Annotated in this window: 8 protein-coding genes; all 8 read right to left on the reverse strand. The window is 67.0% G+C overall.

Translation table 11 applies throughout. The features are described 5' to 3' along the window. Positions 1 to 83: 83 nt before the first annotated feature. The gene (locus ACNA0R_RS09055) at positions 84 to 1,739 is read right to left on the reverse strand and encodes a CTP synthase (protein ID WP_415825640.1); all 1,656 of its coding nucleotides are present in this window, start codon (positions 1,737 to 1,739) and stop codon (positions 84 to 86) included. A 203-nt stretch (positions 1,740 to 1,942) separates the two neighbouring features. Then, positions 1,943 to 3,751, reverse strand: coding sequence for a M24 family metallopeptidase (locus ACNA0R_RS09060; RefSeq protein WP_415825641.1), 1,809 nt, complete (start codon positions 3,749 to 3,751; stop codon positions 1,943 to 1,945). Between the two features lie 18 nt (positions 3,752 to 3,769). After that, a complete protein-coding gene (locus tag ACNA0R_RS09065) occupies positions 3,770 to 4,588 on the reverse strand; it encodes a M55 family metallopeptidase (RefSeq protein ID WP_415825642.1) in 819 nt (272 codons plus the stop codon). Positions 4,589 to 4,738: 150 nt separating this feature from the next. Further along, the gene (locus ACNA0R_RS09070; RefSeq protein ID WP_415825643.1) at positions 4,739 to 5,947 is read right to left on the reverse strand and encodes a DmpA family aminopeptidase; all 1,209 of its coding nucleotides are present in this window, start codon (positions 5,945 to 5,947) and stop codon (positions 4,739 to 4,741) included. Between the two features lie 3 nt (positions 5,948 to 5,950). Continuing rightward, positions 5,951 to 6,868 (reverse strand): glutathione ABC transporter permease GsiD, encoded by a 918-nt coding sequence (gsiD, locus tag ACNA0R_RS09075; RefSeq protein ID WP_415825644.1) that lies wholly within the window; start codon positions 6,866 to 6,868, stop codon positions 5,951 to 5,953. Positions 6,869 to 6,875: 7 nt separating this feature from the next. After that, positions 6,876 to 7,796, reverse strand: coding sequence for a glutathione ABC transporter permease GsiC (gene gsiC, locus ACNA0R_RS09080; protein ID WP_415825645.1), 921 nt, complete (start codon positions 7,794 to 7,796; stop codon positions 6,876 to 6,878). A 70-nt stretch (positions 7,797 to 7,866) separates the two neighbouring features. Further along, the gene (gene gsiB, locus ACNA0R_RS09085) at positions 7,867 to 9,426 is read right to left on the reverse strand and encodes a glutathione ABC transporter substrate-binding protein GsiB (RefSeq protein ID WP_415825646.1); all 1,560 of its coding nucleotides are present in this window, start codon (positions 9,424 to 9,426) and stop codon (positions 7,867 to 7,869) included. Positions 9,427 to 9,532: 106 nt separating this feature from the next. Further along, the gene (locus ACNA0R_RS09090) at positions 9,533 to 11,470 is read right to left on the reverse strand and encodes a dipeptide ABC transporter ATP-binding protein (RefSeq protein ID WP_415825647.1); all 1,938 of its coding nucleotides are present in this window, start codon (positions 11,468 to 11,470) and stop codon (positions 9,533 to 9,535) included. Between the last annotated feature and the right edge of the window lie 12 nt (positions 11,471 to 11,482).

Consider the following 11,482-nt stretch of genomic DNA (forward strand, 5'->3'; position numbering starts at 1 on the left):
GTTAGGCGATGGCGCCGGACCGGCCGGCGCCACCTGGCATCAAACGGCCGTGAAACGGCCATGGCGTTTGCGGGCGCGCGCCATCAGGCGGCATCCGCCGCACGGCGCTGTTGCCTGTCGATGGCGGCCTGGATGTAGCTGGAGAACAAGGGATGCCCGTCGCGCGGCGTCGAGGTGAATTCCGGGTGGAACTGCACGCCCACGAACCACGGGTGGGACGGCAGCTCCATCATCTCGGGCAGATTCTCGGTGGGCGTGCGCGCGCTGATGACCATGCCGGCCTCTTCCAGGCGCGGCACATAGACGTTGTTCACTTCGTAGCGGTGGCGGTGCCGTTCGTTGACTTCCGGCCCGTAGATTTGCGCGGCGCGCGTGCCGGGCTTGACCGGGCAGCGCTGCGCGCCCTTGCGCATGGTGCCGCCCAGGTCGGAATTGGCGTCACGCTTTTCCACGCGCCCTTCGCGGTCCATCCACTCGGTGATCAGGGCCACCACGGGATGCGGCGCGGCGGGATCGAATTCCGTGCTGTTCGCGCCGCCCAGGCCGGCCACATGGCGGGAGAACTCGATGACGGCCAGCTGCATGCCCAGGCAGATGCCCAGATAGGGCACGCCGTTTTCGCGCGCATACCGGATGGCGGCGATCTTGCCTTCCGTGCCGCGCTTGCCGAAACCGCCCGGCACCAGGATGGCGTCCAGGTGCTTGAGGCTGTCGGTGCCGTGGGCTTCCAGGTCTTCCGAGTCGATGTATTCGATCTTGACGCGCGAACGGGTGTGGATGCCGGCGTGGACCAGGGCTTCGGTCAGCGACTTGTACGATTCCGTCAGGTCGACGTACTTGCCGACCATGCCGATGGTGACTTCGTGCACCGGATGCTCCAGGGCGTCGACCAGGTCGTCCCACATGGAAAGGTCGGCCGGGGGCGGCGTCAGGCCCAGGGCGTCGCACACCAGGTTGTCCAGCCCCTGCTTGTGCAGCATGGCGGGAATCTTGTAGATCGAGTCCGCGTCCCAGACGGAAATGACGGCGTCCAGGGGCACGTTGGAAAACAGTGAAATCTTGGCGCGCTCGTCTTCCGGGATGGGACGGTCGGCCCGGCACAGCAGCGCGTGCGGATAGATACCGATTTCGCGCAGTTTCTGCACCGAGTGCTGCGTCGGTTTGGTCTTGAGCTCGCCGGCCGAGGCAATGAAGGGCACCAGCGTCAGGTGGATGAAGGCCGCGTTGTTGCGGCCCATGCGCAGGCTCATCTGCCGCGCGGCTTCCAGGAAAGGCAGGGACTCGATATCGCCGACCGTACCGCCGATTTCGACGATGGCCACGTCGGTGTTGCCATCCCATCCGGCTTCGGCGCCGCGCGCGATGAAGTCCTGGATCTCATTCGTGATGTGGGGGATGACCTGCACCGTCTTGCCCAGGTAGTCGCCCCGGCGTTCCTTGCGCAGCACGGACTCGTAGATCTGCCCGGTGGTGAAGTTGTTCACCTTGCGCATGCGCGTGGAAATGAAGCGCTCGTAGTGGCCCAGGTCCAGGTCGGTTTCCGCGCCGTCTTCCGTGACGAATACCTCGCCATGCTGGAAGGGGCTCATGGTGCCGGGGTCGACGTTGATATAGGGGTCCAGCTTGAGCAGGGTGACTTGCAGACCGCGCGATTCCAGGATCGCGCCAAGGGACGCGGCGGCGATGCCTTTCCCCAGGGAAGACACTACGCCACCGGTGACAAATACGTATTTGGTCATCGTGAAGAGCGCCCGGGCGGCCGGGCGCGTGCGGGAAATTTGGATTATAGCCGGGCAGCCGGCGAATCCCGGTATTTCCCATCGCGTCGCGAAGTAACAACGGCGGACGCCCTTTCCGGCCGCCTGCGCCGAACGTGTGACCGGCACGCCTCGCCTGGCGCGGGGCGGCCGGCACGCGCGCGACCGCGCCCTCCGGCCCCCGCCTACTCGGCCGCCGCCAGCGGAAGCGTGCGCGCCAGCAGCCAATCCCGGGCGGCGCCGTCCACATGCGGCAACAGGCGCTCCCGCACCTGCGCGTGATAGCCGTCCAGCCAGGCGATCTCGTCCGGCCGCATCATGTCCGTGACGATGCAGGACGTATCGATGGGACACAGCGTCAGGGTCTCGAAGGCCAGGAATTCGCCCAGCTCCGTCGTCTGCGCGGGCCGGTTGCAGACTAGGTTTTCGATCCGTACCCCCCAGCGTCCCGGCCGGTAGATACCCGGCTCGTTGGAGGTGATCATCCCGGGCTCCATGGCGGTATGCGCCGTGACCGGGGCGCGATGCGAAATCACCTGCGGCCCTTCGTGGACATTCATGAAGTAGCCCACGCCATGGCCGGTGCCATGGCCGTATTCCGCGCCGCCTTCCCAGATCGGCGCGCGCGCGATGGCGTCCAGCATCGGCGACAGCACGCCGCGCGGGAAACGGGCGCGCGACAGCGCGATCATCCCCTTCAGCACCAGCGTGAAATCGCGCTTCTGCTCCGCCGTCGGCTGGCCGACGCCGATCACCCGCGTGATGTCCGTGGTGCCGCCCTCATACTGGCCGCCCGAATCGATCAGCAACAGGCCGTCGCCTTCGATCACGGCGTGCGACTCCGGCGTGGCGCGGTAGTGCGGCATGGCGCCGTTGGCGTTGTAGGCGGCGATGGTGCCGAAGCTGAGCGACACGAATCCGGGCCGGCGCCGGCGGGCGCCGGAGAGCTTTTCGTCTATGGTCAGTTCAGTAATGCGTTCGCGCCCCACGGCGCCTTCGAACCAGGCGAAGAATTCGCACAGCGCGGCGCCGTCCTGCTCCATGACCGCGCGCACGTGGGCCAATTCGTCGTCGGTCTTGCGGGATTTGGCCAGGGTGCTCGGGTTGATGGCTTCCACGCGGCGCGCGCCGGCGGGCAAGGCCGCCAGCACGCCCACCGTGGTGCGCGCCGGATCCACCAGGACGGCGGCGTCCGCCGGCAGCGCGGCCAAGGCTTGCGCGAAGGCGTCGTAGGCATGCACGGACACGCCGTCGGCGTCCAGGCGACGCGCCAGGGCTGCGTCGATCTTGCCAGGCGCCGTGTAGATTGCCGCGCGATCGGCCAGGATGAGCGCGTGGGCGACGAAGACGGGGTTGTAGTCCACATCGGCGCCGCGCAGGTTGAACAGCCACGCGATGTCGTCCAGCGAACTGATCAAGTGCGCCGTGGCGCCCTTCGCCTGCATGGCGGCGCGCACGTGCGCCAGCTTGTCCGCGCGGCTCACACAGGCGTAAGGCGCCAGATGTTCGCGCACCGGCGCGGCCGGCAGTCCCGGCCGGTCGGGCCAGATTTCGCCGAGCAGGTCATGGCCGATATCCAGCCGCCCGCCCGCCCCGGTCACGGCGTCGGACAGGACGCGGTGCGCCGCCAGCGAGAGCACCTGGCCGTCCGCGCCCACCACGGCGGCGGATGCCGCCTTGCAATGCGCCGCCAGCCATTCCGGATGCGCGGGCACCGACGGGTCGCCCAGTTTCATCAGCCTGACGCAGGTACCGGCCAATTGCGCTTCCGCCTGCACCCAATAACGGCTATCCACCCATACGCCGGCGAAATCCGCGGTGACGACCAGGGTGCCCACGGACCCCGTAAAGCCGGACAGCCACTGCCGCCCCTGCCAGCGTGCCGGCAGGTATTCGGACAGATGCGGATCGGCGGAGGGGACGACGTAGGCGGACAGGCCGCGCGCGGCCATGGCGTGGCGCAGCGCGGCGATACGGGCGTCGGTAGGCGGCATGGAAATCCTTGGGCGCTATCAGCGCAGCATGAATGACATGGCGGCCAGGCTGTTGAGCGTGCGTATGGCGGCCTGCATGCTGTCGGTGGTGAAGCGCAGCGTCACGCCGTCCACGCGTTCCAGCGCGGGCCAGGTGCAGAACAGATCGGCCAGCGCCGGGTTCTGGGTCTGCAGCACGCATTCTATAGGCGGTTCGATACGCCAGGGCTTGAGCGTGCCGATATTGTCCATGGCCTGCCGGGCGGCTTCACGGATGGCGGCGCGCGCGGCGGCCGGCGACAGCGATACGCCGCTGCCCTGCCCGCGCGCGATCTTGGTCTGTACCCAGACGGCGCCGGGAAACAGTTCGCGGGTTTCGCCGATGAAGACATCGTCGCCGCTGGCCAGCGCGACGGGCACGCCCAGCTCTCCCGCCAGCGCGCCGTACAAGCCGGCTTCGCCGAGTTCCATGCCGTTGATGCGAACCTTGGCGAAGGAGAAGCCGTTGATGGTGTGCGCGAGCACGCCGCGGCCCTGGGCGCGCGAGTGGTAGCCGATCATGAAGACCGCGTCGCAGGGCTCCTCCAGGCCGCCCATCATGCCCAGGTAGCGCGGCTTGCCCAGCACCAGCCGGGCGCGTTCGTCGATGCCGTCGGGCAGCAGATTGCGAAAGCCGCCATGGGAATCGTTGACCAGCACGTCGTCGGCGCCGCCGTCGAAAGCGCCGGCCACCGCGGCATTGGCTTCGCCGGTCATCCAGGCGCGCGCACGTTCGTATTCGGGATTGCCGGCGGTGACCTGCTGGGAATGGAAGACGCCGGCGACGCCTTCGATGTCGGTGGAGACCAGTATGCGCATGGTGCAAGCTTCCTGATGATCGATGTCGTGTGTGGTCGGCGTCGCGTCACCGATGCGTGGCGATCGACGTCGTGGAATTTGCCGGGCCGCCGCCCGGGCACGCCCGCGAGTCGCGTTCGGCTCTGTCGGAGCGCGCGGCCGCCGCGGCGTTCAAGGCCCGCCGTCCAGCCAGTCGCGCCAGTGCGGAATGGCCTCGCGTATGGCCCGCCGGGCGTGGCCGTCGCGGCCGGTCACGCCGTCGGCGTGCCACAACGCATTCAGGATGGCCTGTTCGATGCCCTCGGCGGCGGCCTCGAACAGCGGATCGATGCGGGTCTCATGCAGCATGGCGATCGCCGGCATGGGACGTTCCGCCAGGTGCGGCACGGTGTACGCCGTGGAAAAGGCCAGCGCGATGTCGCCGCTGCCATGGCCGAATACGGAACCGGTGCGGGCCAGTCCGGCGCCGGCGCGCAGGGCCAGGCGGCGCAGCTGGCGCGCGTCCAGGGGCGCATCGGTGGCAAGCAGCAGGATGATGGAGCCCTTCTCCGGGCCGGCCGCCTCGTCGCCGCGGGCAAGATCCGCCGGCGTGCCCTCGCGACCTTCCGCGGCAGCGCCGCCAGCCTGGCGGCGCTGCGCATGATCACTCTCCAGCCACTGCCCGAACGGCCGGCCGGCGACGGTCAGCAAGGGCTGGCGGCCGAAGTTCGCCAGCACCAACGCCCCCACTGTCCAGCTCCTGCCGTCCAGCGGACGCGTGATCCGCGACGCGCTGCCGATGCCGCCCTTGAAACCGAAGCACGACATGCCGCGGCCCGCGCCCACCGCCCCTTGGGCGCAGTCGACGCCGGCCGCATCATGGGCGGCGGCATAGTCGGATTCGGCGACCGCCATGGCCTGGATATCGTTCAGGTAGCCATCGTTGCATTCAAAAACCAGGGGATTCACGGTCGGCCATGCGCGGCCGATCTCCGCGTTGGCCGCCACGGCCTGGCGGATCTGGGCGTTGGCCACGGTGCCCACCGCAAAGGTGTTGGTCAGCGCGATGGGCGTTTCCAGCACGCCCAGTTCTTCCACCTGCACCAGCCCCGCGCTCTTGCCGAAGCCGTTCAGCACGGCCAGGCCGGCCGGCACTTTGTCCCGGTAGAGGTCTCCGCCGTGCGGCCGCACGACGGTCACGCCGGTCTGGATGGCGTCATGCGCCAGCGTGACATGGCCCACCGTGACGCCGCCCACATCGCACGCCGTATCCAGCGGTCCGGAAGCCAGCGTGCCGACGCGCGGATACGCCGCGGCTGCATTGGTCCCGACCGTTGCGTCCGCGCCTCGCGACACCGCGCCTGACGACGCGACCGAACCAGCCGTCATACCCGTCGCCATCGCCTACCGCCGATCGATCTTGGGATCCAGCGCATCGCGCAAGCCGTCGCCCAGCAGATTGAAGGCCAGCACCGTCAGGAAGATAGCCAATGCCGGGAACACGGCGATGTGCGGCGAGGTCACCATGTCCGCGCGCGCCTCGTTCAGCATGGCGCCCCATTCCGGCGTGGGCGGCTGCGCGCCCATGCCCAGGAACGACAGGCTGGCCGCCGTGATGATGGACGTGCCGATGCGCATGGTGCCGTACACGACGATGGGCGATATCGTGCCGGGCAGGATGTGCCGCATGATGATGGTCCAGTCCGACGCGCCTATGCTGCGCACGGCTTCCACATAAGTCATGTGCTTGATCGACAGCGTGTTGCCGCGCACTAGCCGCGCGAAGGCCGGCACGCTGAACACCGCCACGGCGACCACCACGTTGACCATGCTGGAGCCGAGGATGGCCACCACGCCGATCGCCAGCAGCATGCCCGGAAAGGCCAGCAGCACATCCGACAGCCTCATGCTGACCCGTTCCCACCAGCCTTCGTAATAGCCCGCCATCAGGCCCAGGAAGGTGCCGACGGCCGCGCCCAGGGCCACCGACACGAAGCCCGTGACCAGCGAGATGCGCGCGCCCATCAGGATGCGGCTGAAGATGTCGCGGCCCAGCGCATCAACGCCCAGCCAGTGCGTCAGCGAGGGACCGGCGTTCAGATTGTCGTAGTCGAAATAGTTTTCCGCGTCGAAGGGCACGATCCACGGCGCGAATATCGCCACCAGGACGAGCAGCAGCACGAAGATTCCGGCGCCCAGCGCCAGATGCTGTTTCTTGAATTTGCGCCAGAACTCCGTGAACGGCGTGCGCACGGCTTCGGCGCCGGCGGGCACGGCGGCGGTCGCGGCGCCGGCGGCGGCGGTGTTGTCGAGTTGCGTCATGGCCGCCTCACTTGTACCGGATGCTGGGGTTGATCACGCCGTACAGCACGTCGACCACCAGGTTGATCAGAATGAATTCCAGGGAAAACAGCAGCACCAGCCCCTGGATCACGGGATAGTCGCGCTGCGTCACGGCGTCGACCAGCAGCGCGCCCAGGCCGGGCCAGCTGAACACGGTCTCGACCACGATGGAGCCGCCCAGCAGGAAGCCGAACTGCAGGCCCATCATCGTGACCACCGGGATCAGGGCGTTGCGCAGCGTGTGCTTGGCCACCACCACCGACTCGGCCAGGCCCTTGGCGCGCGCGGTGCGCACGAAGTCTTCCTGTATGACTTCGACGAAGGACGCGCGCGTAAAGCGCGCCATCACGGCGGCGACGGCCGCGCCCAAAGTAATCGAAGGCAATATGTAGTGCTTCCAGCTGGACGCGCCTATGGTCGGCAGCCAGCCCAGCTCCACGGAGAACACCTGCATCATCATCATCCCCAGCGCGAAGGCGGGGAAGGAAATACCCGACACGGCCAGCGTCATGCCCAGGCGGTCGGGCCAGCGATTGCGCCACACGGCCGATGCGATGCCGATGATCATGCCGAACAGCACGGACCACACCATGCTGGTCACCGTCAGCAGCAGCGTCGGCATGAAACGGTCGGCGATCTCGGTGCTGACCGGTCGCTTGCTGCGCAGGGATACGCCCAGGTCGCCCTGCAGCATATGCGTGAAGTAACGGACGAACTGCTGCGGCAGGGGCAGGTCCAGCCCCAGTTCCTGGCGCACCAGTTGCACGGTCTGTTCGTCGGCATCCTGGCCCGCCGCCAGCCGCGCGGGATCCCCGGGCAGCATGTGGACGAACATGAACACCACTGCGATCACCAGCAGCAGCGTGGGTATCATGCCCAGAAGGCGCTTGACGATGTAGGTAAGCATAAGGAATTCCTGCGCGCGGATGCCGGGCATCCGCGCGGTGGTTTACTGCACTGCGTTTACCGCACTGCCTTTATTGCTTCAGATCGACGTCGCCGTACCAGAAGCTGGTGTCGGGCATCACATAGACGCCGCTCAGGTTCTTCGACTTGACGTACACATTGCCCTGGGTGACCAGGAAGGCCCACGGCGCATCGTTCCAGATGGTCTGCTGCGCATCCTTGTACAGCGCGGTCTTCTCGCTCTTGTCGGTGGTGGTCAGGGCCTTCTTGATGTCCTCATCCACCTTCGGGTTCGAGTAGTACGCCGTATTGTTCAGCTGCGGCGGGAAGGCTTCCGTGGCCAGCAGCGGACGCAGGCCCCAGTCGGCTTCGCCGGTGGACGAGGACCAGCCCGCGTAGTACATGCGGACCTTGGCGTCCTCGGGCTTCTGCACCTGCTGCACGCGCTGCACGCGCTGGCCGGATTCCAGCACTTCGACCGAGACCTTGATGCCGACCTGGGCCAATTGCTGCTGCAGGAACTGGACGATCTTCTGCGACGTGCCGTCGTTATAGGCCGACCACAGCGTGCTTTCGAAACCGTTGGGGTAGCCGGCTTCCTTCAGCAGTTCGCGCGCCTTCTTCGGATCGTAGGACCAGCCCTTCTTGTCGATCTCATAGGCGTATTCGACGCCTTGCGGAATCACGCCGGTCGACACGCTGGCGTAGCCGGCGTAGGCGACCTTGATCAGGGCTTCCTTGTTGATCGCGTAGTTGACGGCCTGGCGCACCTTGGGATTATCGAAGGGCTTCTGCTGCACGTTCATCGACATGTAGCGGGCCATGATCGAGTTCTTGCGGTCGACCACGTCGATCTTGTCGTTCTTGCTCAGCGACGCGGCTTGCTCGTAAGGCACCGGGAAGGCGAACTGGGCCTCGCCGGTCTGCACCACGGCGGCACGGGTGTTGTTATCGGTGACCGTGCGGAAGGTCAGCGTATCGACCTTGGGATAGCCCTTGCGCCAGTAGCCGTCGAACTTCTTCACCTTCAGGTATTCGGCCGGCTTCCATTCGACGAATTCGAAGGGGCCGGTGCCGACCGGGTGGAAGCCGATGTCCTTGTTGCCCCACTTCTTCAGCGCGGCCGGCGAAATCATCATCGCGGCCGGGTGCGCCAGCGCATTGATGAAGGCCGAGAACGGACGCTTCAGCGTGATGCGCACCGTATAGGGATCAACCACTTCGGTCTTTGCGACCTGGTTGAACTGCGTATAGCGCGTCAGGCGGTTTTCCGGATTCGACACGCGGTCGAAGTTGACCTTGACGGCGTCGGCGGTAAAGTCCGTGCCGTCCTGGAACTTGACGCCCTGGCGCAGCTTGATCGTGTAGACCAGGCCGTCGGGGCTGACTTCATAGCCGGTGGCCAGCACGGGCTGGATCTTCAGGTCCTTGTCGAACTCGAACAGGCCTTCGTAGTACGCCTTGCCGGCGGCCTGGTTCAGGGTGCTGTTGGTGTTGTAGGGATCCAGCGTTTCCAGGGCGATGGAAACGGCAAAGGTCACATCCTTCGTCGCGTGCGCCAGGGGCGACGCGGCGACGCCGAAGGCCAGCGCGGCGGCGGCCATCAGACGAGTGGGGCGCAATGCTTTCATGTGATGCACTCCTGAGGTTCAAAGGAGAGTTGGTGGACTGAAACGACAACGATGAACTACGACGATGCGGCTTGGAGAAACTCTTCAGCCGCGAAACTCCGGTACTTCAATACAAGCCACCCACGGCGTGCCGGGCGACGTAGTGGCCGGGGCCGACATTCACCAGCGGCGCGACCACGGGCTCGTCGCCGGGCTTGCGGATCGGGCTGGGGATTTCTTCGGTCAGCAGCGTGCGCTTCAGGTGGCGCCGCGCCGGATCGGCGATCGGTACGGCGGCCATCAGCTTCTTGGTGTACGCGTGCTGAGGATTCTCGAAAATCGCGCGGCGCGGACCGATTTCGACGATCTGGCCCAGGTACATCACCGCCACCCGATGGCTAACGCGTTCGACCACCGCCATATCGTGCGAGATGAACAGGAAGGCCACGCCCAGATCGCGTTGCAGGTCGATCAGCAGATTGACGATCTGCGCCTGGATGGAGACGTCCAGCGCGGACACGGATTCGTCGGCGATCACCACCTTGGGGTTCAGCGCCAGCGCCCGCGCGATGCACACACGCTGGCGCTGCCCGCCCGAGAACTCATGCGGATAGCGCTGCGCCATGGCCGCCGGCAGGCCGACGCGCTCCAGCAGTTCGGCGACGCGGCGTTCGGCTTCCTTGCCGCTGGCCACGCCATGCACGAGCAACGGCTCCATGATGGAAAAACCGACGGTGACGCGCGGATCCAGCGAGGCGAAGGGATCCTGGAACACGAACTGGATATCGCGGCGCAAGGCTTGCAGTTCGGCGCCCTTGAGCTTGCCGATATCGCGCCCTTCCAGGATGATGCTGCCGCCCTGGCTTTCGGTCAGGCGCAATAGCGAGCGTCCGGTGGTGGACTTGCCGCAGCCGGACTCGCCGACCAAGGCCAGCGTTTCGCCGGGGTAGAGATCGAAGCTGACCTTCTCCACCGCATGCACGCGGCCGCGCACGCGGCTGAAGATGCCGCCGCGCAGGTCGAAGCGGGTGACCAGGTCGCGTACGCTCAGGATAGGCGCTTTGGTGGTCGACGGCGTCGGGACATCGGCGGCCGCATCCGCCGCGGCATCGGCCACGGCATCGGCGACGGCGGTCGGCGAACCGGCGTCCATGCGGACCAGCTCGAAGCGCTCCGGCAAGTCCGTGCCGCGCATGGAGCCCAGCCGGGGCACGGCTGACAGCAGCGCCTGCGTGTAGCGATGTCGCGGCGCGCTGAAGATCTCGGCGGACGGCCCCTCTTCCACCTTATCGCCGCGGTACATCACCAGCACGCGGTCGGCGACTTCCGCCACCACGCCCATATCGTGCGTGATGAACACCACGCCCATATGCATCTCGTCCTGCAGGGCGCGGATCAGCTGCAGGATCTGCGCCTGGATGGTGACGTCCAGCGCGGTGGTCGGTTCATCGGCGATCAGCAGCGCGGGCTTGCAGGCCAGCGCCATGGCGATCATGACGCGCTGGCGCATGCCGCCCGACAGCTGATGCGGATAGCGGTCCATGATGGAACGCGCTTCGGGGATGCGCACCTGCTCCAGCATGCGCAGCGCTTCGGCGCGCGACGCCGCGCCGTCCTTGCCCTGGTGCAGGCGGATCGATTCGGCAATCTGGTCGCCGGCCGTGAAGACCGGGTTCAGCGACGTCATCGGCTCCTGGAAGATCATCGCCATGTCGGCGCCGCGCACGCCGCGCATCTCGCGCTGGCTGGCGCCGGCCAATTCGATGACCTGGCCCCCGCGCCGCCGCAGCAGCATGCTGCCCTGGGCGATGCGCCCGCCGCCGTGCTCGACCAGGCGCATCAGCGCCAGCGACGTCACCGACTTGCCCGAGCCGGACTCGCCCACGATGGCCAGGGTCTCTCCCCGATCCACGTGGAAGGACAAGTCGCGCACGGCCTCTACGGTCCGCTCCGCGGTCGCGAACCGCACGGTCAGGTCCCGCACCTGCACCACGCGGTTCTCCGGCATTGCCGACCGATCGTCGCGGCGGGCGCCTGCCCGCTCGGCCATCCTGCTATCGGCCATATTCATCCCCTA

It is taken from the genome of Bordetella sputigena, assembly GCF_965137885.1.
GTDB classification, from domain to species: domain Bacteria; phylum Pseudomonadota; class Gammaproteobacteria; order Burkholderiales; family Burkholderiaceae_B; genus Bordetella_C; species Bordetella_C sputigena.